Source organism: Marinobacter aromaticivorans, from assembly GCF_002806975.1.
Lineage (GTDB): Bacteria > Pseudomonadota > Gammaproteobacteria > Pseudomonadales > Oleiphilaceae > Marinobacter > Marinobacter aromaticivorans.
Window position 1 is genome coordinate 266,335 of the sequence record NZ_NIHD01000003.1, and the last position, 22,062, is coordinate 288,396.

Genomic DNA, 22,062 nt, shown 5'->3' on the forward strand with positions numbered 1-22,062 from the left:
GTCTTGTCGGTTGGCATGGGTAGTTAAAAAAGAGCACGCATTGTCTCACGCTTACCGCTCAACTCCAATTGGCGGAGCTTCCGGAATACAGTCCGGCGGGGCCGTGGCCTGGCACTGAAACACCTGATTTATGGGAGAATTTGATTTTCCTTGTTGACGGAGCTATTTGGCGGCGGTAATATGCGCGCCAACTTTGCTGAAGCACGATCTGTTCAGTTGAAACGGGGTATAGCGCAGTCTGGTAGCGCGCCTGCTTTGGGAGCAGGATGTCGGGAGTTCGAATCTCTCTACCCCGACCATTTATCTGGATATTCAGCTAGGCCAACGGTCAAGCGCCCGTAGCTCAGCTGGATAGAGCATCGGCCTTCTAAGCCGAGGGTCGCAGGTTCGAGTCCTGCCGGGCGCGCCACTTAAGCCGCCGGCTTGGTCAAAACCGAAACTGCAGTCAGCAAAGTGTCAGATCGACAGCTGTTTTGTCGATAGATAGAATGTACCGAAAGGTATGTCGCGATGTGGTGGACGTAGCTCAGTTGGTAGAGCTCAGGATTGTGACTCCTGCGGTCGAGGGTTCGATCCCCTTCGTCCACCCCAATTTCCTGAAAGTGTTTGCTGCGATCTATGGCTGACGCCAGGCGGTTAACGCTCTGTTCTGAATAGATTTCAGCTCCGGTGGTGGAATTGGTAGACACGATAGGTTTAGGTCCTATTGCCGCAAGGCGTGGGGGTTCAAGTCCCTCCCGGAGTACCAGATTAAAGCTCTTAGAGGCCCTCTAAGGGCTTTTTTAGTTTTTGGCAGGTGATTCTCTCGTCAGGGCAAACCGTGATAAACTATCGTCTTTTAATTTTGGGTCCTTCCGGGGAAATCGCTCAGGAACGGACTTTTTGATTTAATTTCATTCACATACCGAACCCGAAATTTGAGGATCTTCCATGCAAGTGTCTGTAGAAACGACCTCCAACATCGAGCGTCGCATGACGATTGGTGTGCCCGCCCAGGAAATTGAACAGGCGGTTCAGAAACGCCTGCAGGAAACTGCGCGCACCGTTCGCCTGAACGGTTTCCGCCCTGGCAAGGTGCCCATGAGCGTGGTCAAGCGTCGTTTCGGTGATAGCGTTCGCCAGGAAATTGTGGGCGAAATCATGCGCGACAACTACATCAAGGCACTGCAGGAGCAGGATATCAATCCGGCGGGTTGGCCCAGACTTGAGCCGAAGACCATGAAGGCCGGCGAAGATCTTGAGTTCGTGGCTATTTTTGAAGTTCTGCCGGAAATTGAGTTGGGTGACCTGAGCAGGATTTCCATTGAAAAGCTGACCTCGGAGATCACCGAAAAGGATATCGACACCATGATCGATAACCTGCGTCGTCAGCAGGCCACCATGAAGTCTGTCAAGCGTAAGTCCAGGAACAAGGACGTGCTGACCATTGATTTCAAGGGCTTTATCGATGGTGAAGAGTTCGAGGGCGGAGCCGCTGAAGGCCACAAGCTGACCCTGGGCTCGGACCAGATGATCCCGGGTTTCGAAAAAGCTCTTGTTGGTGGCAAAGCCGGTGAAGAGCTTGAGATTGAAGTGACCTTCCCTGAGGATTATCACAACGAGGACCTCAAAGGTAAGCCGGCCAAGTTTGAAATCAAGATCCACGAGGTTGAAGAGCCTCAACTGCCTGAACTGAATGCTGAGTTTTTCAGTAAATTCGGTATCGATGCAGAAGATGAAGCCAGCTTCCGCGAAGAAGTCAGGAAGAACATGGAGCGCGAACTCAAGCAGGCGATCTCCAACAAGCTGAAGAACGATGTGGTAGACGGTCTTCTGGAAACAACGGAAGTCGATATTCCGACGGCTCTGGCAGATCAGGAAATTGACCGTTTGCGCCAGGATGCAGTGCAACGCTTTGGCGGCCAGGTAGATTTCCAGCAGTTGCCGAAGGAGATCTTCCAGGAGCAGGCTGAGCGTCGTGTCAAGACCGGCCTGTTGTTCCAGGAAGTTGTAAAGGCAAACGATTTGAAAGTGGATCCGGCCAAGGTTGACGAAAAGATCCAGGAAATCGCGTCAACGTATGAACAACCTGAGGAGGTTATTGCCCACTTCAACGGTAACCCGGAACAAAAGAGCCAGATCGAATCGTCTGTACTGGAAGATCAGGTTGTTGACCATGTCCTCTCTCAGGCCCAGGTCACAGAGAAAAAGGTCAAGTACGAAGAAGCCATCCAGGCAGGACAGCCGCAGCGCTGATATAGTAGGGCACTGGTGTCGGGGTTGGATTTATTCTGGCCCGGCTGGCCGAAAAGACCTAACAGCCGGCATGTCCGGCTGTTTTCATCTTGACTCGCTGCTGGCAAAGTACAAGGTGTAGAAATGCTGAAGACGCTGTGGTGTGAAGCCACGTTCCAACTGTCCATAAGGAGTTCAGGCGCATCATGATGCAGAAACCGATTGATGGTCCCGCAATGGTTACCAGTTCCGGCCTGGTGCCGATGGTTATAGAGCAGACTGCCCGCGGCGAGCGTTCGTTCGATATTTATTCCCGCCTGCTCAAGGAGCGGGTGATCTTCATGGTCGGGCAGGTGGAAGATCACATGGCGAACCTGATCGTAGCGCAGCTTCTGTTCCTGGAATCCGAGAATCCGGACAAGGATATCCACCTGTACATCAACAGCCCTGGAGGTTCGGTAACGGCGGGTATGTCCATTTATGACACCATGCAGTTTATCAAGCCGGACGTTGCAACGCTGTGCGTGGGGCAGGCCGCCAGTATGGGCGCCTTCCTGCTGGCAGGCGGTGCAGCAGGCAAGCGTGCCTGCTTGCCTCACTCCCGGGTGATGATTCACCAGCCTCTGGGTGGTTATCAGGGGCAGGCAACGGATATCGAGATCCACACACGGGAAATTCTTAAAATCCGGCACACCCTGAACTCCATACTGGCCCACCACACCGGCCAGGATCTGGAAACCATCTCGAGGGACACGGATCGTGACTACTTCATGGATCCGTCCCAGGCGAAAGAGTACGGGTTGATTGACTCCATACTTGATAAGCGCGTACCGAATAAATAATACTGGCAGTAGTAGCACCACATTTGACTGGCGCTGCGTAATTATTTTTGGAAGCGCCGGTAAAACGAGATCAGAGGTATTTCAATGGCAGATGATAGAAACGGCAGAGGCGACGATAACGGCAAGTTGCTGTACTGCTCGTTTTGTGGAAAGAGCCAGCATGAAGTCCGTAAGCTCATTGCAGGGCCTTCGGTGTTCATCTGCGACGAGTGTGTCGACCTGTGCAACGATATTATCCGTGAAGAGATTCAGGAGAATGCACAGGAGGAGCCGAGTGATCGTCTTCCCACGCCGGCTGAAATCCGCGATACGCTGGACGAATACGTAATCGGTCAGGACCGCGCAAAGGTTGTGCTTGCCGTGGCGGTTTATAACCATTACAAGCGTTTGCGTTATGGGGAAGGCAAGGGCGATGTTGAGCTGGGCAAAAGTAACATACTGCTGATTGGCCCAACGGGTAGCGGTAAAACGCTGCTGGCCGAAACCCTGGCACGTATGCTCAACGTTCCATTTACCATTGCCGACGCGACAACCCTGACCGAGGCGGGCTACGTGGGTGAGGACGTCGAGAACATCATCCAGAAGCTGCTTCAGAAGTGTGATTATGATGTGGACAAGGCCCAGCGGGGCATTGTTTATATCGATGAAATCGACAAGATTTCACGCAAGTCTGATAACCCTTCCATCACCCGTGATGTATCCGGTGAGGGGGTTCAGCAGGCGCTGCTGAAGCTGATCGAGGGCACGGTAGCATCGGTTCCGCCCCAGGGTGGTCGCAAGCATCCGCAGCAGGAGTTTTTGCAGGTGGATACCAGCAATATGCTGTTTATATGTGGTGGTGCCTTTGCCGGCCTGGATAAAGTCATCCGTGATCGCACTGAAAAGAGCAGTATCGGGTTCTCGGCGGCAGTTACCAGTCGGGACGACAGCAAGAATACCGGTGACGTGATCAAGCACGTTGAGACAGAAGATCTGGTCAAGTATGGGCTGATCCCTGAATTCGTAGGGCGCCTGCCGGTGGTCGCCACGCTGAACGAGCTGGATGAAGATGCACTGGTGCAGATTCTTACCGAGCCGAAGAACTCCCTGACCAAACAGTATCAGAAGCTGTTTGACATGGAGGGTGTGGAACTGGACTTCCGGGATGATGCCTTGCGTGCTGTTGCAGCTAAAGCGCTGGAACGGAAAACCGGTGCCCGCGGTCTCCGTTCCATCATGGAAGCCACCTTGCTGGATACCATGTACCAGATCCCTTCGGAGCATGATATTTCCAAGGTCGTGATCGATGAAAGTGTGATCAAGGGCGACTCGGAGCCGTTCAAGATATACGCCAACAAGGATCACGCCAAAGCCGTACCGGATGACTGACCGGGTTTTCACGGCACACCAGGAAGGTGCTGGCCGGTCTTAAAACCTGGCAAACCGGCGAGTTTGCCAGGTTTTTGCTTGAATGGATTCATGGATTGTCAGTGGTAGGACCGGACGCAAATTCCCGACTTCGAACGGGATCTGACCTGGATCTTTACCAAATCTGAAGCCGGATATTGTCCGGCAGTTATCTCTCCCCGCTTCGTCCCCCCGTCATTTGAAAATTAAGACAGAATTAAGTTTTACCGGCGGTTGCATAAGTCATATATCGTTTCTAGTATTGGTTGGGTGCTTAATCGATTAAGTTCGATCCGGACTATTGATTCCAGCTTGGTTGTTAAGCAAGGGTTACGGCTTAATGTATTGATCGCAGCATTGGAGCAGAAGGGCCTCCGACCACGGCTTCGATGGATGCGAGAGACTGGCTTAGTATCTAAATGCATTAAGTAAGCACTGATCGGAAAAATTAAACCTTACAAAAACAAGATGAGGTTCTGACAAGTGATTTACTTCAAAGCACGAAATCGCAACCCTGTGGCCATGGCTGCCACTCTGGCTTTGGCCACTGCTCCGCTCGCCGTGCAGGCGCAACAAAGCACGGAAGAGCGCCTGTCCGCCCTGGAGGCCAAACTGGCCGAAATTCAACCGCAAGCTACCGGCGAGGAGGGCTTTTCCTTCAACGCATACGCCCGTTCCGGGCTACTGCTTGACGATGATTTGCAAAGCGCATCCGGTGGCCCTTATCTGACGCCGGCAGGTTCCGTTGGCGGGGCGGTTGGGCGCCTGGGTAATGAGCCCGATACATACCTCGAAGCTATCCTCAACTACAAGCAGGTGGCGGAGAATGGCACCAAATCCCATTACCGGGTAATGATTGCAGACTCCACCTCATCCTCCAATGACTGGACCTCCGAGGATGGCGCCTTGAACGTTCGGCAGGCCTACGTTGAGTTCAGCGACCTGGCGAGTTTCAGTGGGATCTTCAAGGATGCGTCAATTTGGGCAGGTAAACGTTTTGACCGGGATAACTTCGATATCCACTGGTTGGACAGTGATTTCATTTTTCTGGCAGGGCTGGGTGCCGGGATCTACGACATTGCCTGGTCAGATAATGTCAAGTCCAGCTTCTCTCTGTATGGGCGCAGCTTTATTGAGTTCGCGGCAGACACCGATTTTGTTCCGGAAGGCAGTTACAGTACTGACAATATTATCCTGACCGCCAACAACTATGCCGGTAATTTTCAGTGGATGATAAGTGGCATGAAAGCCCGGGACAATGACCAACGTGTCGTGGAGGGTGTTACCGAAGCGGCTGAAACTGGTATCCACACCATGCTGGCTTACCATGGCGGCAGCTTTTTTGGCGTGTCCGACGGTAACTACAAAGTGGCGGTGATGCACGGTCAGGGCCTGGGCGCGGAGACCAAGAACATCGGTTCCGATGGTGATCTCCACGAGGACGCGGTCAGCACCCGTTTTGGGGTTTACGGCACCACCTATCTGAGCGACAACTGGCGTCTCGCTCCGGCGATCCTGGCGGAAACCAGCAAGGATCGATACCTCGCCGGTGACGAGTATCAGTGGCTGACTTTCAATACCCGCCTTGCCCACGAAATTGCCGCAAACTTCGAGATGCAGTATGAGGTTTCCTGGCAGACCATGGACATTACGACGATGGGCTACAACGGTCGCGAAGATGTTGATGGTGATTACAGCAAGTTCACCATAGCACCTACCTTTAAACCTCAGGTTGGCGGTTTCTGGAATCGCCCCGAAATCCGCGTGTTCGCCAGCTATTCTACCTGGGATGACGCGCTGGACAGTTACGCTGTTGGTGACGCACTCGGTGCTGACAGTGATTTCGAGAGCGGCCAGTGGACTTTTGGTACCCAGATGGAAATCTGGTTCTGAAGCGAACAATTACAAAATCGAGGTGAGCAATATGTCCAGATTGAATGTAAGTCAATGGATGCTTGGTGCTGTCGCGGTTGTTGCTTTTGCCGCCGGCGTGCAAGCCAAGACACTAACCATTTCTTGTGGCGCTGTTGGTGCAGAAAAGCAGTTGTGTGAAGAGGGTACCCAGGCCTGGGCTGAACAGACCGGTCATGACGTAAAAGTGGTTTCCACGCCCAATTCCGCTACTGAACGCCTGTCGCTGTATCAGCAGCTGCTGGCAGCCCAATCCGGTGATGTGGATATTTTCCAGATCGACGTAGTCTGGCCCGGCATGCTGGCCAAGCACCTGGTGGACCTCTCGGAGTACACGGGCGGGGCCGAAGACGCCCACTTCAAATCCCTGGTGCAGAACAACACGGTGGATGGCCGACTGGTTGCCATGCCCTGGTTTACAGATGCCGGGGTTCTTTACTACCGCAAGGATCTGCTGGAGAAGTACGATCAAGATGTGCCGGAAACCTGGCAGGACTTGACCAATTCGGCCCGTGTGGTCATGGCCGGCGAGCGTGAAGCCGGTAACGACCGCTTCTGGGGGTATGTCTGGCAGGGCCGGGCATACGAAGGGCTGACCTGCAATGCCCTGGAGTGGGTGAGTTCCTACAACGGTGGAACCATAGTGGATGCTGACGGAAAAGTTACCATCAATAATCCGCACGCCCGGGAGGCGTTGGCGTTGGCCGCCAGCTGGATCGATGATATCTCACCGCGGAGCGTACTGAATTATACCGAGGAAGAGGCTCGTGGTGTGTTCCAGTCCGGGAATGCACTGTTCATGCGCAACTGGCCTTACGCCTGGAGCCTGGCACAGAGTGAAGATAGTTCCGTCAAGGATAAGGTGGGCGTAGTTGCCCTGCCCAAGGGTGGGGAAGATGGCTCTCATACCGGCACGTTGGGGGGGTGGCAGTTGGCGGTCTCCCGTTATTCTGAGAATACGGAGGAAGCAGCAGATCTTGTCCTCTTCCTGACCAGTTACGAGGAACAGAAACGCCGGGCAATCCAGGGCAGCTATAACCCCACGATTCCGGGCCTGTATAAAGATGAAGAGGTTCTCACGGCAGTGCCCTTCTTTGGCGAACTGTTCGAAACCTTCAAGAACGGAGTGCCCAGGCCTTCTTCAGTGACCGGTGAAAGTTATGGTCGGGTCAGCAACGCGTTCTTCAATGCTACCCATCAGGTGCTTTCCGGTGAGGCGGAGCCGGAACAGGCGTTGAGTGGCCTGGAGCGTCAGCTTCAGCGTGTCGGTCGTCGGGGCTGGTAACCGGTCATGGCTTATACCGCGCCGGCACCTGTAGACACGGTCGCGGGCGGCAAATCGCCGGCCCGGGCCTTTCCCGTCAAACGGCAAGCCAGCCGGGTGCGCCGCCAGCGCCTGCGGGCGGCATGGCTGTTCCTGATCCCCATGCTGCTCGTGCTGGCCGCCGTGGCGGGCTGGCCACTGATGCGAACCATCTGGTTCAGCTTCACTGATGCCAGTTTCTCCAATATCAGCGAATACGGACTGGTGGGATTCGAAAACTACCTGGTTTACGACAACGGCGCCTGGTATGGCGTGTTGGCGGACCCGACCTGGTGGAGCGCGGTCTGGAATACGCTGTTCTTCACGGTGGTGTCGGTTGGCATTGAGACCGTCCTCGGACTGATCATAGCGCTGACCCTGAACGCTCAGTTCACTGGCCGGGGCTGGGTCCGGGCAGCCACGCTGATTCCCTGGGCGGTGCCAACCATCGTGTCCGCCAAGATGTGGGGCTGGATGCTCCACGACCAGTTCGGAATCATCAACGAAATGTTGCTGGGTCTTGGCCTGATTGCAGAGCCACTGAACTGGACAGCCAACGCGGATCTGTCCATGTGGGCAGTAATTATGGTCGATGTCTGGAAAACCACGCCCTTTATGGCCCTGCTCACGCTTGCCGCGCTGCAGATGCTGCCCTCGGACTGCTACGAAGCTGCGAAGGTTGACGGTATTCATCCGGTGCGGGTGTTCTTCAAGGTAACCCTGCCGCTGATCCTGCCGGCGTTGATGGTTGCCATCATTTTCCGTGTGCTCGATGCGCTGCGCGTCTTCGATGTGATCTACGTGCTGACATCCAACAGTGAGGACACCATGTCGATGTCGGTCTATGCGCGACAGCAACTGGTGGAATTCCAGGATGTCGGGTACGGATCGGCGGCCTCCACGGTTCTGTTCCTGATCATTGCCCTGTTGACCATCAGCTATCTCTATCTCGGCCGCAAGCAGATTGGGGGTGAGGCATGAACCGCAAACTGTTGAGGAAAATCGTGGCGAAAACCGGTTTCGCTGTTCTGTTGGTGGGGATCCTGCTGTTTACGGTGTTCCCGTTCTATTACGCGATCGTGACCTCATTCAAGAGTGGTTCCGATCTGTTCGATGTGACCTGGTGGGTGAGCTCGATCGATTTCTCCAATTACCTCTCCGTGATTGGCGACGGCTCCTTCGTGGGCAGCATCTGGAACTCGGTGCTGGTCTCTTTCGCCACGGTAATCATTGCCATGGTGTTTGGCCTTACGGCCGCCTATGCTCTCGGTCGGGTGCAGTTCCGGGGCCGGAGTGCGGTGCTGATGATTGTGCTCGGAGTCTCGATGTTTCCCCAGGTGGCGGTGCTGTCCGGGTTGTTCGAGGTGATCCGGGCCCTGGATCTTTACAACAGCCCGTTGGCGCTGATCTTCTCCTACACCATCTTCACGTTGCCGTTCACGGTCTGGATTCTGACCACCTTCATGCGGCAGTTGCCGAAGGAGCTTGAAGAGGCAGCCATTGTTGACGGTGCCTCACCCATGACCACTCTGTTCAAGGTGTTTATCCCACTGATGTGGCCAGCGATGGCAACGACAGGCCTGCTGGCATTTATTGCCGCCTGGAATGAGTTCCTGTTTGCACTCACCTTCACGCTCACCGATGACCAGCGCACGGTTCCTGTCGCCATTGCCCTGCTGACCGGCGGCTCCCAGTACGAATTGCCCTGGGGCAACCTGATGGCGGCGTCTGTCATTGTCACGGTGCCGTTGGTGTTGCTGGTGCTGATTTTTCAACGTCGTATCGTATCCGGCCTCACGGCGGGTGCGGTGAAAGGTTAATTGAGGAGTTATTGTATGATCCAGTCTCAGCCCTGGTGGAAAGGTGGCATTATCTACCAGATCTATCCCCGCAGTTTTCTCGACAGCAACGGGGATGGTATCGGCGATCTGCAGGGCGTTACCCGTAAACTGCCCTATGTCGCGTCCCTGGGCGTGGACGCTATCTGGCTGTCTCCGTTCTTTAAGTCACCCATGAAAGACTTTGGCTACGACATTTCTGACTACCGCGGTGTCGACCCGATTTTCGGGGTCATGAACGACTACCGTGCACTGGTCGCAGAAGCTCATCGCCTGGGCTTGAAGGTGATCATTGATCAGGTGCTCAGCCACACAGCCGAGAGTCACCCCTGGTTCGAGGAAAGCCGTTCCAGCCGGGATAATCCCAAGGCCGACTGGTTTGTCTGGGTCGATCCGAAGCCGGATGGTACCCCGCCCAACAACTGGCTCTCAATTTTTGGTGGAAGCGCGTGGGCCTGGGACAGCCGCCGGGGCCAGTATTACCTTCACAATTTCCTGGCCAGCCAGCCGGACCTGAACTTCCACAATGCGGACGTGCGACAGGCCCAGCTCGATAATATGCGATTCTGGCTGGAGCTGGGCGCGGATGGTTTTCGCCTGGACACAGTGAACTTTTACTACCACAGCCAGGGGCTGGAGAATAATCCGGCTGTTCCGGCCGGTGAGAACAAGACCTTTGTGGCCAAAGGTATGAATCCTTACACCTACCAACGCCATGTATATGATCTGAGCCAGCCGGAGAACCTGGCTTTCCTGGAGGATCTTCGCGAGCTGATGGACGAGTTTCCGGAAACCACCCTGGTGGGCGAAATCGGAGACGACCGGCCGTTGGAGCGGATGGCCGAGTACACCCGGGGCAGCAACCGCCTGCATATGGCCTATTCCTTTGACTTGCTCTCCGACCAGCATGGCCCGGAGTGGGTTCGCGATGTGGTGCGCAGGTTCCAGAAGGGTCTTGGCGATGGCTGGGCTTGCTGGGCACTGAGCAACCACGACGTTGCCCGGGTGGTGTCGCGCTGGGGTGAGGGTGTCGAGGATCTGCCAGCGTATGCCCGGGTGCTTATGGCTTTGCTGCTGTCACTTCGGGGCAGTGCTTGCATCTACCAGGGTGAGGAGCTCGGACTTCCGGAAGCCTGGGTGCCCTTCGAGGCCCTGCAGGACCCCTACGGCATCCAGTTCTGGCCGGAGTTCAAGGGCCGGGACGGTTGCCGCACCCCCATGCCCTGGACATCGGAAGACGGAGGCGGATTCACCGCGGGTACGCCATGGCTGCCCGTCGACCGCCACCATCTTGAGCTGTCGGTGCAGAGCCAGGAGGACAATCCGGACTCCACCTTGAACGGTGTTCGCCGGCTGATCCGCTGGCGCCAGAATCAGCCGGCCCTGGTGCAGGGGGAACTGGAGTTGATCGAGGGCACCGGCGATGCCCTTTGCTGGGTTCGCAAGGCGGAGAATCAGTCCATGCTGGTTGCACTCAATGTCACCGGCCGGGAGCTGCGCACCCCGGTGCCCTGTGACATCGGCCGGATTGCAACCGGACACGGGTTTGCCGGATATATCGATGGCGGCGACCTTGTCCTGCCGCCTTATCAGGCATTGTTTGCAGAGTTGTAAAGCAGTGCGCAGCGGAAAAAATGAGGAGCGCCCGGTCCTGGCCGGGCGATCAACAGAGGAGTCTCCACCATGGCATGCGTGGAACTGAAAAATATAAACAAGACCTTTGGACAGACCGAGATTTTGCCCTGCGTGAACCTGCGCATCGAAGACGGCGAATTCGTCGTCTTTGTCGGCCCGTCGGGTTGCGGCAAGTCAACCATGCTCCGGCTGATTGCCGGGCTGGAGGACCCCACCAGCGGGGATATCGAGATCGACGGCGAAGTGGTCACGGACCAGTCACCGAAGGAGCGTGGCGTGGGCATGGTATTCCAGTCCTATGCCCTGTATCCGCACATGTCGGTGTATGAGAACATCGCCTTCGGTCTCAAGCTGGGCAAGGCCAAAAAGAACAAGATCCGCGAATGGGTGGAAAAAACCGCCGAAGTGCTGCAGTTGGAAAAGTTGCTGGATCGAAAACCCCGCGAGCTGTCTGGTGGCCAGCGCCAGCGGGTGGCGATTGGCCGGGCCATGGCCCGGGAACCCAAGATCATGCTGTTTGATGAGCCGCTGTCCAACCTGGACGCCAGCCTGCGGGTGCAAATGCGCACTGAAATCGCCAAGCTCCATGACCGGCTCCAGTCCACCATGATCTACGTAACCCACGATCAGGTTGAAGCCATGACTCTGGCCGACAAGATTGTGGTGCTCAACGGCGGCAATATTGAACAGGTCGGTACCCCCTATGAGCTCTACGAAACGCCGGCCAGCCTGTTTGTGGCCGGATTTATCGGTTCTCCCAAAATGAACCTGATGCCTGGCCGGGTCGCGGGTGAAACCGGTGCACCGACAACCGCAATTACTATTCGCGGACTGGGGGAGGTGACGGTTAACCGGGATACATCGGGCCTGAAGGATTGCGATACAGTGACCGTCGGCGTTCGCCCGGAACACTTCAGCCTGACGTTGTCAGGGCCTGATCACGGGCTGGAAGTGGTCAACGTTGAGTACCTGGGTAACGAGGCCTATGTCTATGTGGAACTGCCCGGCATGGACGAGCTCATGGTTGTGCGCCAGCCGGTGCCCTGCGAGGTTCAGACCGGGCAGCGCGTGGCGCTGACTACCGATCCTGAACTGGTGCATGTGTTCGGAAACAGTGGCCGGGCCCTTGGCCCTTTCCGGGCGGAAACGGAGACCGCTGAGCGGCTGGCAGCAACCCAATGAAATCCGATAACCAGGAGCGGGAGAGGCAAGTGTGACCGAGAAGCCAAAACGACTTACAGTGAAGCTGATGGCTGAGCGGCTGAATGTTTCCACCGCCACCATCTCCAATGCCTTCAATCGGCCGGATCAGCTGTCTGAAGCCCGTCGCCGCTGGATTCTGGAAGAGTGCAAACGCCTTGGATACATGGGCCCCAATGCAGCAGCGCGTAGCCTGCGTACAGGCCGGACCGGCAACGTCGGAGTGATGCTGGCGGACAACCTCGCCTACAGCTTGACGGACCCGGTGGCCAGCGAGTTCCTGCATGGCCTTGCGGAGGTTCTCGATCGACGTCATATGAATATGCTGTTGCTTTCAAGCCAGGATGATGACGAGCACCGGAGCAGGCTTCAGGAATCCATGGTGGACGGATTTATTATCTACGGCTGGCTGAAAAAAGGCAGAACCTACGAACGGCTGCTGCAGCATGGCAAACCCATGGTAGCGGTGGATTTTGCTCTGGAAGGCTGCACCTGGGTCAACATCGACAACTATGAGGGTGCCCGCCGTAGCGCCGAACATGCGCTCCGGCAGCCTCCGGAAAATGTCGCCATTCTGGGCCTGCGCCTGGTGGACACGGACCGTGTCTGCCGGATACGCGATCGGGAGCTTTTCAGCGAGACGAGAGCCATTTCCGTTCGCCGGCTTCATGGCTATACCGATGCCCTGGAAGCTGCCGGCTACCAGGTTCCCGCTGAACGCATCTGGTCGATCCCCACTAATACCCATCCGGACGCCTACCAGGCGGCACGGGAAGCACTGACCAGCAGCCCCCGGCCTGATCTGTTGCTGTGTATGAGTGACCGGATTGCCCTGGCCGCTATCCAGGCTGCACTGCAGATGGGGCTGCGAGTGCCCGGGGACGTTCGGATCGTCGGTTTTGACGGAATTCCGGAGGGAGCCAACCTTCATCCGTCACTCACGACTGTGTACCAGCAGAGTGCCGAGAAAGGCCGTATCGCAGCCCGGATATTTCTCGGTGAACAGGAAGACACAAACGTTGTGCTGCCTACCTGCCTGCTCGTGCGTGAGAGCTGTCCCTGATCCATCCCATTCCGGAGAAAAATCTTCAATCATGACACTCGAGGTACTCTGTTTTGGTGAAGCCCTGATCGACATGCGTGGGGAGCGGGTGGCCGGGCAATCCCGGTTTATTCCGCAGCCCGGTGGCGCACCGGCGAATGTGGCAGTCGGGGTCGCAAAGCTTGGCGGTCGATCCCGTTTTGCCGGCCAGGTTGGTGCAGATGTTTTTGGCGACAATATCGTGGCGTCGCTGTCCGCACATGGTGTAGACACCTCGCTTCTGATACAGTCGCCCAGCGCCAGGACTGCACTGTCCATAGTCGCCCTGGATGATTCTGGCGAGCGCAGTTTTACCTTCTACCGCACTGGCACTGCGGACCTGCAGTACCGGTCAGAGCAAATGCCAGACGCCGCCTTTGCCGGAAAACCGATTTTTCATTTCTGTTCCAATACCCTGACAGAACCCGCCATCCTGCAAGTAACCCTGGCATTGGTCAGGCGGGCCCGGGATGCCGGTTGCCTGATCAGCTTTGATGTCAATTTTCGTGAACTGCTGTGGCCAGATCCGGATCAGGCGCCGGAATGGATCAGAAGCATGGCCGCTGAGGCGGATGTGGTAAAATTCAGCCGGGAAGAACTGGTGGCGCTGTATGGCGATCAGGGCGACAGGGTGATTCGCGAGTTACGTCAACAGGGTGTCCTGCTGGTGCTGGTTTCTGACGGACCGAACGTATTGTGTGCCTGGTCCGGTGAAGGCCTGCATCAACTGCGACCTCCCGCTGTAACGGCCGTGGACACCACCGCAGCTGGCGACGCCTTTGTTGCAGGTTTTCTTTACCGGCTGGCAACTCACGGAGTGGGTAAGAGTCAGCTTGGCCCATGGCTTCGTCAAGCCGGGAATCTGGATGCTGCGTTGGCGTTCGCCAGCCGGTGCGGTGCTGTTGCTGCGACACGGTACGGGGCTTTTGATGCCTTGCCCTTGCAGGTTGATCTTCAAGCGATATAAACCTGTTTCGATACTGGTTTGTATCATTAGGGTCCGGTGCTGTGTTGTTTGGTAAAAAGATTGCAATTTCAGCGCGCGCCCCAATGAAGGGTGGTATGTTGAATGAAACACCGTCAGAGGATTCCTTATGACCCGGATACCCGAAGATACCGTGCAAGAATACCCGCTGCTTCCGCTTCGTGATGTAGTGGTGTTTCCGCACATGGTGGTCCCACTGTTTGTGGGCCGCGAAAAATCCATCCAGGCTCTGGAAGCTGCGATGGAAGGAAGCAAGGAAATCCTTCTGGTAGCCCAAAAGGATGCATCCACAGATGAGCCAGGCCCGAGTGATGTGTTTGAAATGGGCACGCTGGCCACAGTACTGCAAATGTTGCGGCTGCCGGACGGCACCGTAAAAGTGCTGGTTGAGGGCAACGCCCGCGCTGCGATCAGTAATATAGCGGAAGCCGAGTATCTCTCTGGCAACGCAATGCTGATGGACGAAACTGGAGCCTCTGAGCGCGAGGAAGATGTCCTTCTGAAGACGCTCATGGGCGAGTTCGAAAAGTATGTAAAACTGTCCCGGAAAGTGCCGTCTGAAGTCTCCAATGCGCTCACCGGAATCGAAGATCTGGATCGCCTCGCCGACACCATGGCCGCGCATCTGGAAATGTCGATTCCGGAAAAACAGGAGTTGCTGCAGGCGCTCGATATCAGAAAGCGCGTGGAACTGCTTCTGGGCAAACTGGATGGCGAAATTGACCTTATAGAGGTGGAAAAGCGCATCCGTGGCCGCGTCAAAAAGCAGATGGAACGCAGCCAGCGAGAGTATTACCTGAACGAACAGATGAAAGCTATCCAGAAGGAAATGGGTAATCTGGGCGAGGGTAATAACGATTTTGAGGAACTGGAGCAAAAGCTGGAAGAAGCCGGCCTGCCGGAAGAAGCGCGGAAGAAAACCGAGTCTGAGCTCAACAAGCTGAAAATGATGTCCCCCATGTCTGCTGAGGCAACGGTTGTCCGGGGTTATATCGACTGGATGCTGGCAGTGCCCTGGAAAAAACGCAGCCGGGTGCGGCACGACATTGAAAAGGCCAGACAGATTCTCGATGAGGATCATTACGGCCTTGACGAAGTGAAGAAGCGCATTCTTGAGTACCTTGCAGTTCAGAGCCGGGTAAAGAAAGTCAAAGGCCCTGTGCTGTGCCTGGTAGGCCCTCCCGGTGTTGGTAAGACATCCCTGGGCCAGTCCATTGCCCGGGCAACAAACCGCAAGTACACGCGGATGGCCCTTGGTGGTGTTCGCGATGAGGCCGAGATTCGGGGGCACCGTAAAACCTACATTGGCGCACTGCCGGGCAAGTTGCTGCAGAAGCTGGCCAAGGTTGGTGTGAAGAACCCGCTGTTCCTGTTCGATGAAATCGACAAGATGGGAATGGATCACCGGGGTGATCCGGCATCTGCGTTACTGGAAGTTCTGGATCCGGAGCAGAATCACACATTTAATGATCATTATCTGGAAGTGGATTACGACCTTTCTGATGTGATGTTCGTGTGTACATCCAACTCCATGAACATTCCGCCTGCGCTCCTGGATCGTATGGAAATTATCCGGATTCCGGGTTACACAGAAGATGAAAAAGTGAATATTGCCTTGCGTTATCTGTTGCCCAAGCAGATCAAGGCCAACGGTTTGCGCAAGGATGAACTCACGCTGCCCGACGCCACCGTGCGTGACATCGTGCGTTACTACACCCGCGAGGCCGGTGTTCGGGGGCTTGAGCGGGAGATCGCCAAGATTTGCCGCAAAGTCGTGCGGGAACATGTGGAGGCTGATGACAAGTCAACCATCGTCCTCGAGCCCGAAATGCTTGAACACTATTCAGGTGTGCGCAAGTTCAACTACGGTCTGGCGGAGGAAAAGAATCAGATCGGGCAGGTAACGGGCCTGGCGTGGACTCAGGTGGGCGGTGAGCTGCTGACCATCGAGTGTGCGCTTACCCCTGGCAAGGGCAGAGTGGTCAAAACCGGGTCTCTTGGTGATGTAATGCAGGAGTCCATCCAGACCGCGCTCACGGTGGTCAGAAGCCGTGCTTCCGGGCTTGGTGTGGCCGATGATTTTCACGAGAAACACGATTTGCACGTGCACGTACCCGAGGGTGCGACACCCAAAGATGGCCCAAGTGCCGGTATTGGCATGTGCACAGCACTGGTTTCTGCATTGACCCGGATTCCGGTACGGGCAGACGTTGCGATGACTGGTGAGATAACGCTTCGCGGTCGTGTACTGGCTATCGGTGGCCTCAAGGAGAAGCTGCTTGCGGCACACCGGGGTGGTATAAAGACCGTTATTATTCCTGATGAAAATGTCAGAGATCTCAAGGAGATACCTGAAAATATCAAGGAATCACTCGAGATATGCCCGGTCAAATGGATTGATGAGGTGCTGGATATTGCGCTTGCCTACGCACCCGAGCCTCATGGTGCCGGGTCATCATCCGAGGTGGGGTCAGGCAAACCCCGTGACGATGAAAGTGACAGTGCAGAGCGCATAAATACACATTAAACCCACGATGAGTTGTTGACATGCCGGAGAGCCCATTGGTATAACTGTTTCGCCGTGAAGCAGCCAATACCAAGGGCTCCCGCGCAGTATGTGCCTATTCCGATCACCGGTTGAATGCCGAAAGGAATAAGAAAACCGAAGAATGGAATTCTCCGACCGCTTATGCGATAGTCGGGAACGTCCTAGAAATAACAATCCGACCTATAACATCTTCAACCTGAAAGCGAAGGGGTTTAGTGTGAACAAGTCCGAACTAATTGATGCAATTGCAGAGTCTGCAGATATTTCCAAAGCCGCCGCCGGCCGTGCTCTGGACGCAATGACCAGCTCTATCACCAGTGCCCTCAAAAAAGGCGATCAGGTTACACTGATCGGTTTTGGTACTTTCTCCGTGAAAGACCGTGCTGCGCGCACAGGGCGTAACCCGCAAACGGGTGCCGAAATCAAGATTGCGGCTTCCAAAGTGCCCGGGTTTAAAGCAGGTAAAGCCCTGAAAGACGCCGTTAAGTAACGGTTCTTTCTGCGGCGGCTCCCGTCCAAAGGAGTCGCCAAGAAGAATTCAAGGCGCATTCCGACAGGGTGCGCCTTTTTACGTTAAGTGCACCCGCAAAGGGGTTCGGGAGACACATGCTTCAAGATATTCGGGAAAATGCCCAAGGCACTATTGCCAAGATCATTATCGGTCTGCTGATCGTGTCCCTTTCCATCTGGGGAATGGACGCCATTGTAGGCGGCTTCTCCGGCGAGCCGGAAGTGGCGACAGTTAACGGTGAAGACATTACCGAACGGGAGTTCCTGCGCATTGTCCAGATGGAGAGCCAGAGGCGCCTGGCCGGGATGGAGCGTCCCGACCCTGCCATGCTGAACGATGACCAGATCCGTAAAGACGTGCTCGATTCACTGATTCAGGAGCAGGTGCTGATTCAGGATGCAAGGGCCCAGGGGCTTGCGCTTAATGACGCCGATATTGATGCGCTGATTACCCAGATGCCGCAGTTTCAGGTGGATGGCCAGTTCAATCGTGATCGCTTTGTAGCCTCTGTACGCAACCTGGGCATGGGTGTGGGTGAGTTCCGGGAAGCCATGCGCAAGCAGTATGTGGTCAACCAGATCCGCGCCGGCATTATGCAAAGCGGTCTTGTTGCCGACGAGAACGCTGCACAGCTTCTGCGAATTCAGAATCAGACCAGGAGCTTCCGTGTAGTTGAGGTTCCTGCAAGCGCTGTATCCGATGAAATCGAGATCACAGATGCAGACATCGAGACTTTTTACCAGGAAAACAGTGCCGCTTTCCAGCAGCCGGAACAGGTTGATGCGGCATACATAACCTTATCGCTGGGCGCCCTGGCGGAGAAAATTGAAATTACCCAGGAAGAGCTGGAAGCCTACTACGAGCAGCGTGCTGACGATCTGGCACGGGAAGAGCGCCGGGCGTCTCATATTCTGGTGGAAGACGATGCTGACGCGGAGCAGACCCTGGCCGATATCAGAGAGCGCCTGCAGGCTGGTGAGAGTTTTGCGGATCTGGCAAAAGAATTCTCCGTGGACACGGTATCCGCAAAGGAAGGCGGTGACCTTGGCTATGCCGGGCGAGGCGTGTATGACGAGGCCTTTGAAGAAGCCCTGTTTGCCCTTGAGGAGGGTGAGGTATCAGGCCCGGTGAAAACAAGCTTTGGTGTGCATCTGATTCGCCTGGATGATGTTCGCCGCTCCGAGGTGCCACCGCTGGCTGAAATTGAACAACAGCTTCGCAACGAGCTTGCCCGTGAGCGCGCCCAGGAAAAATACGCAGAAGTGCGGGCCGAGCTGGCCGATTCTGCCTACGCTGCCGATGATCTGGCGGGGCCTGCCGAGGAACTGGGGCTGGAAGTTCGTGAAGCCACCGGTGTCACCAGAAATGGAGGTCAGGCGCCGTTTGATCATCCTGGCCTGGTGCGCCAGCTGTTCTCTGAAGACGTGCTCGAAGGCGGTTATAACACTGAGCTGATCGACGTTGGTGATAATGTTTCTGTTGTCGCCCGGGTCCGTGAATACCGTGAAGCCCAGCAACTTGCGTTGGAGGAAGTGCAGGACGATATTCGCAAAAGTCTCAGGGCCCGTAAGACCCGGGAGCTGCTTGCTGAGCGCGCGGATGCCATTATCGCCGGCCTTGAGGAAGGCCAGTCCCTGGATGCCCTTGGTGCCGGCGACTGGAAGGAATTTGAAGATCAGGCGCGCAACGGGGCAGATGTTGACCAGAGAATTGTCCAGACTGCTTTCTCTTTGGCACGTCCGGACGATGGTGCGCCAAGTTACGGTTCCGCGATGGTGCCAAACGGCGTTGCAGTGGTCGCACTCGATGCCGTTAATGAAGGTACTACCGAAGAAGGCGACGCTGAACTGGATCAGTTGCGCAGCTTCCTGGCCTCCCTCGAGGGTCAGCGGGAATACGCGGCTTATCAGCAGTACCTGAGAAACAGGGCCGAAGTTTCGCGGCCCTAGAGCCGATCGGAAACAAAAAACCGGGCAGGTGTGCGCTTTGCCCGGTTTTTTTTCGCCCTGTAGAAAGTTCTGTTGTCAGCCGGCGTTGGACGGAAAACGGGTGGGCATCAGGCTGTCCTTGATTTTCTTGAGATGCACCAGGAAGTCGGAGCCGCGTTTGAGCGTAACGCCGGTGGCCAGAATGTCGATAACGGTAAGATGAATGATCCGCGATGACATGGGCATGTATACCTCAATGTCCTCCGGAGCCGTGATTTCCAGCGCGGTAGTACATACTTCTGCGAGGGGCGAGTCCGGGGAGGTGATACCAATTACCGTAGCACCGTTATCCCGGGCAATGCGGGCGATATCGACGGTTTCTCTGGTACGCCCGGTGTAGGAGATCATTACAATAACATCTCCCACACTTGCGCCCGCGGCTACCATTCGTTGCATCAGGGCATCGTCATAGGACATGACCGGAATGTTGAAGCGGAAAAACTTGTGTTGTGCATCAAGTGCGACAGAGGCCGAGCCTCCCATGCCAAAGAAGTTGATTTGCTTGGCCTGAATCAGATAATCAATAGCCGTGGCCAAGGCCTGGGGATCAAGCGCTTGCCGTGCCTTGTCCAGATTGGCAATCGTGCTTAACATGATCTTGTCTGCAAACTCGGCAACCGAGTCGTCCGGTTCAATATTCTGGCCAATATAGGGTGTGCCGGTTGCGATGCTCTGGGCCAGTCGAATCTTGAAGTCCGGAAATCCCGTAGCTGAAAACCCCCGGCAAAACCTGTTAACCGTGGGCTCGCTGACATTTGAGGCCCGGGCCAGGGCTGCGATACTGTACCGCGTAGCGGCGCTGGGGTCCCGCAGGATTGCCTCAGCCACCTTTCGTTCTGACTTGTTAAGAGTGTCCAGCCGGGACTGGATATCTTCCAGCAGATTGTCATCACGATGCGCCTGATTTGCGGCCATCAAAGCTACTCCCTGAATTCTGGATAAAACGATTATTGAATACGAGCTGATTATACCGGGATTTTACCGTATTTTGAGTAGTAAACGTATCACGTTTACGGCACATCCCCTGGGCTGACCGGAAACCTCTGTCATTATTTGGATAAAATTACTACATTCATGATTGAAGCAGGCGTTGCTAATGCCTGATACACAGGAGAGAAGGGTCAATGGCCAACACAATCACTGCCCGCTGCGACATTATGCTGTTTGGCGCCCTGGGTGATCTGGCCCAGCGCAAGTTGTTTCCAGCATTTTACCAGCTGGAAAGGGGTGGGCTGATAGCCGATGGCAGCAGAATACTCGCGCTTGCCCGCCGGGAGCTTGATACCGCGGGGCTTCGCAAGCTGTTGCTGGAAAGGCTGGAGCAGAGCATCAAGCCTGAAGAGTTTGACCGTTCTGTAGCCGAGGCCTTCCTGCAGCGGGTTGAGTACCAGATTCTTGAATTCCACGACAAGGAGGGATTCGGGGTGCTCAACGGCTGGCGCGACGAGCAAAACAGTCAGCTTATTGTCTATCTGGCCAGCCCGCCGTCCATTTACGGGGTGATTGCCCGCAATCTCCATTCGGCCAGTTGCTGTACCGAAAAGACCCGGGTTGTTGTCGAGAAGCCGGTAGGCCACGATCTTGAATCATCCCGCGTGATCAATGACGAGCTTGCTGAGGTCTATAATGAAAATCAGCTTTTCCGGATTGATCACTATCTGGGCAAGGAAACCGTGCAGAATCTGATCGCGCTGCGCTTCGCCAATAATCTGTTCGCCTCCCAGTGGGATCAGAATCATATTTCCCATGTGGAAATCACCGTGGCTGAAAGCGTGGGTATTGAAGGCCGCTGGGGTTACTTTGACAGGGCCGGGCAGATCCGCGACATGGTCCAGAATCACCTGCTCCAGCTGTTATGCCTGATCGCCATGGATCCACCCTCTGACCTGTCCGCCGACAGCCTCCGCGATGAAAAAGTAAAAGTGCTCAAAGCGCTCCGTACCATCACCCCGGATATGATGGAAACCTGCGTGGTGCGTGGCCAGTACACGGCAGGAACCAGCGTGGGGAAGCCGGTTCCCGGATACCTGGAAGAAGAGGGGGCCAACAGAAGGAGCCAGACGGAAACCTTTGTGGCGCTGAAAGTGGAAATCGACAACTGGCGCTGGTCAGGCGTGCCATTCTACATAAGAACCGGCAAGCGCCTGCCCGAAAAACTGTCCCAGATTATTATTCACTTCAAACCGGCTCCCCATTACATTTTTGATCCGGACCAGAAGCATCTGGCGAACAACAAGCTGATTATCCGATTGCAGCCGGATGAGGGAATGGCACTTAAAATACTCACCAAGGATCAGGGCCTGCATAAAGGCATGCGGCTGCGCCAGGGGCCCCTGGAACTGACGTTTTCGGAAACCTTTGAAATCGGGCGAATCCCCGATGCTTATGAGCGCCTCCTGTGGGAGATCATGAAAGGCAATCAGTACCTGTTCGTGCGGCGCGACGAAGTGGAACACGCCTGGCGCTGGGTTGACCGGATTATTCAGAACTGGAGTGACGGGGGTGATCCGCCGAAGCGATACGCAGCAGGAACCTGGGGGCCGGTGGCCGCCATTGCCATGATCACCCGTGATGGAAGGAGCTGGTATGAAGACGCCTGAACCGGATTTGCCGGACGGCA

Annotated in this window: 17 protein-coding genes and 4 tRNA genes; 20 read left to right on the forward strand and 1 reads right to left on the reverse strand. The window is 55.6% G+C overall.

What is annotated here, in order from left to right; all coding sequences use genetic code 11:
• Window positions 1-222: 222 nt before the first annotated feature.
• The 19 genes from CDH48_RS06370 (at window position 223) to CDH48_RS06455 (ending at window position 19,403) form a co-directional block, all read left to right on the forward strand.
• Window positions 223-299: transfer RNA gene (locus tag CDH48_RS06370), tRNA-Pro, on the forward strand.
• Window positions 300-332: 33 nt separating this feature from the next.
• Window positions 333-409: transfer RNA gene (locus CDH48_RS06375), tRNA-Arg, on the forward strand.
• A gap of 106 nt (window positions 410-515) precedes the next feature.
• Window positions 516-591, forward strand: a tRNA-His gene (locus tag CDH48_RS06380).
• Between the two features lie 72 nt (window positions 592-663).
• Window positions 664-748 (forward strand) — tRNA-Leu (locus CDH48_RS06385).
• A gap of 182 nt (window positions 749-930) precedes the next feature.
• Window positions 931-2,235, forward strand: a complete 1,305-nt coding sequence (tig, locus tag CDH48_RS06390; protein WP_100687894.1) for a trigger factor — start codon at window positions 931-933, stop codon at window positions 2,233-2,235.
• A gap of 185 nt (window positions 2,236-2,420) precedes the next feature.
• Entirely contained in the window at window positions 2,421-3,056 is a 636-nt protein-coding gene (clpP, locus tag CDH48_RS06395; protein WP_100687895.1) for an ATP-dependent Clp endopeptidase proteolytic subunit ClpP, read from the forward strand.
• An 84-nt stretch (window positions 3,057-3,140) separates the two neighbouring features.
• The gene (clpX, locus tag CDH48_RS06400) at window positions 3,141-4,424 is read left to right on the forward strand and encodes an ATP-dependent Clp protease ATP-binding subunit ClpX (protein ID WP_100687896.1); all 1,284 of its coding nucleotides are present in this window, start codon (window positions 3,141-3,143) and stop codon (window positions 4,422-4,424) included.
• Between the two features lie 362 nt (window positions 4,425-4,786).
• Entirely contained in the window at window positions 4,787-4,861 is a 75-nt protein-coding gene (locus CDH48_RS19700) for a DUF6053 domain-containing protein (RefSeq protein WP_379923187.1), read from the forward strand.
• Window positions 4,862-4,925: 64 nt separating this feature from the next.
• Window positions 4,926-6,335: a carbohydrate porin gene (locus tag CDH48_RS06405; protein WP_227520968.1), complete on the forward strand. Its 1,410-nt coding sequence runs from the start codon at window positions 4,926-4,928 to the stop codon at window positions 6,333-6,335.
• 31 nt (window positions 6,336-6,366) lie between these two features.
• Window positions 6,367-7,638, forward strand: a complete 1,272-nt coding sequence (locus tag CDH48_RS06410; protein ID WP_198515477.1) for an ABC transporter substrate-binding protein — start codon at window positions 6,367-6,369, stop codon at window positions 7,636-7,638.
• Between the two features lie 6 nt (window positions 7,639-7,644).
• On the forward strand, window positions 7,645-8,637 hold the full coding sequence (locus CDH48_RS06415) for a carbohydrate ABC transporter permease (RefSeq protein WP_100687898.1): 993 nt from the start codon (window positions 7,645-7,647) through the stop codon (window positions 8,635-8,637).
• Window positions 8,634-9,476 (forward strand): carbohydrate ABC transporter permease, encoded by an 843-nt coding sequence (locus CDH48_RS06420; RefSeq protein WP_100687899.1) that lies wholly within the window; start codon window positions 8,634-8,636, stop codon window positions 9,474-9,476. The genes CDH48_RS06415 and CDH48_RS06420 overlap by 4 nt, the downstream gene beginning before the upstream one ends.
• Window positions 9,477-9,491: 15 nt before the next feature.
• A complete protein-coding gene (locus CDH48_RS06425) occupies window positions 9,492-11,108 on the forward strand; it encodes an alpha-amylase family glycosyl hydrolase (protein ID WP_100687900.1) in 1,617 nt (538 codons plus the stop codon).
• Between the two features lie 69 nt (window positions 11,109-11,177).
• The gene (locus CDH48_RS06430; RefSeq protein WP_100687901.1) at window positions 11,178-12,311 is read left to right on the forward strand and encodes an ABC transporter ATP-binding protein; all 1,134 of its coding nucleotides are present in this window, start codon (window positions 11,178-11,180) and stop codon (window positions 12,309-12,311) included.
• A gap of 31 nt (window positions 12,312-12,342) precedes the next feature.
• Window positions 12,343-13,392: a LacI family DNA-binding transcriptional regulator gene (locus tag CDH48_RS06435; protein WP_227520969.1), complete on the forward strand. Its 1,050-nt coding sequence runs from the start codon at window positions 12,343-12,345 to the stop codon at window positions 13,390-13,392.
• 31 nt (window positions 13,393-13,423) lie between these two features.
• The gene (locus tag CDH48_RS06440; RefSeq protein ID WP_100687902.1) at window positions 13,424-14,377 is read left to right on the forward strand and encodes a carbohydrate kinase family protein; all 954 of its coding nucleotides are present in this window, start codon (window positions 13,424-13,426) and stop codon (window positions 14,375-14,377) included.
• Window positions 14,378-14,504: 127 nt separating this feature from the next.
• Window positions 14,505-16,922 (forward strand): endopeptidase La, encoded by a 2,418-nt coding sequence (gene lon, locus CDH48_RS06445; protein ID WP_100687903.1) that lies wholly within the window; start codon window positions 14,505-14,507, stop codon window positions 16,920-16,922.
• A 238-nt stretch (window positions 16,923-17,160) separates the two neighbouring features.
• Window positions 17,161-17,433 carry an HU family DNA-binding protein gene (locus CDH48_RS06450; protein WP_100687904.1) on the forward strand — a complete coding sequence of 91 codons (273 nt, stop codon included), beginning with the start codon at window positions 17,161-17,163 and terminating at the stop codon, window positions 17,431-17,433.
• 116 nt (window positions 17,434-17,549) lie between these two features.
• Window positions 17,550-19,403, forward strand: coding sequence for a SurA N-terminal domain-containing protein (locus CDH48_RS06455; protein ID WP_100687905.1), 1,854 nt, complete (start codon window positions 17,550-17,552; stop codon window positions 19,401-19,403).
• 75 nt (window positions 19,404-19,478) lie between these two features.
• On the opposite strand, the gene CDH48_RS06460 is transcribed toward CDH48_RS06455, so the two are convergent.
• Entirely contained in the window at window positions 19,479-20,357 is an 879-nt protein-coding gene (locus CDH48_RS06460; protein WP_100687906.1) for a MurR/RpiR family transcriptional regulator, read from the reverse strand.
• Window positions 20,358-20,566: 209 nt separating this feature from the next.
• On the opposite strand from CDH48_RS06460, the gene zwf reads away from it, so the two are divergent.
• The gene (gene zwf, locus CDH48_RS06465) at window positions 20,567-22,042 is read left to right on the forward strand and encodes a glucose-6-phosphate dehydrogenase (RefSeq protein WP_100687907.1); all 1,476 of its coding nucleotides are present in this window, start codon (window positions 20,567-20,569) and stop codon (window positions 22,040-22,042) included.
• The last annotated feature ends 20 nt before the right edge of the window (window positions 22,043-22,062 follow it).

What these genes read in the sequence shown, in the direction of transcription:
- CDH48_RS06415 (WP_100687898.1), top strand. Translation starts at nt 7,645, where the DNA reads ATGGCTTATACCGCGCCGGCACCTGTAGACACGGTCGCGGGCGGCAAA.
- CDH48_RS06455 (WP_100687905.1), top strand. Translation starts at nt 17,550, where the DNA reads ATGCTTCAAGATATTCGGGAAAATGCCCAAGGCACTATTGCCAAGATC.
- clpP (WP_100687895.1), top strand. Translation starts at nt 2,421, where the DNA reads ATGATGCAGAAACCGATTGATGGTCCCGCAATGGTTACCAGTTCCGGC.
- lon (WP_100687903.1), top strand. Translation starts at nt 14,505, where the DNA reads ATGACCCGGATACCCGAAGATACCGTGCAAGAATACCCGCTGCTTCCG.
- CDH48_RS06460 (WP_100687906.1), bottom strand. Translation starts at nt 20,357, where the DNA reads ATGGCCGCAAATCAGGCGCATCGTGATGACAATCTGCTGGAAGATATC.
- CDH48_RS06425 (WP_100687900.1), top strand. Translation starts at nt 9,492, where the DNA reads ATGATCCAGTCTCAGCCCTGGTGGAAAGGTGGCATTATCTACCAGATC.
- CDH48_RS06440 (WP_100687902.1), top strand. Translation starts at nt 13,424, where the DNA reads ATGACACTCGAGGTACTCTGTTTTGGTGAAGCCCTGATCGACATGCGT.
- CDH48_RS06410 (WP_198515477.1), top strand. Translation starts at nt 6,367, where the DNA reads ATGTCCAGATTGAATGTAAGTCAATGGATGCTTGGTGCTGTCGCGGTT.
- tig (WP_100687894.1), top strand. Translation starts at nt 931, where the DNA reads ATGCAAGTGTCTGTAGAAACGACCTCCAACATCGAGCGTCGCATGACG.
- CDH48_RS06430 (WP_100687901.1), top strand. Translation starts at nt 11,178, where the DNA reads ATGGCATGCGTGGAACTGAAAAATATAAACAAGACCTTTGGACAGACC.
- clpX (WP_100687896.1), top strand. Translation starts at nt 3,141, where the DNA reads ATGGCAGATGATAGAAACGGCAGAGGCGACGATAACGGCAAGTTGCTG.
- zwf (WP_100687907.1), top strand. Translation starts at nt 20,567, where the DNA reads ATGGCCAACACAATCACTGCCCGCTGCGACATTATGCTGTTTGGCGCC.
- CDH48_RS06420 (WP_100687899.1), top strand. Translation starts at nt 8,634, where the DNA reads ATGAACCGCAAACTGTTGAGGAAAATCGTGGCGAAAACCGGTTTCGCT.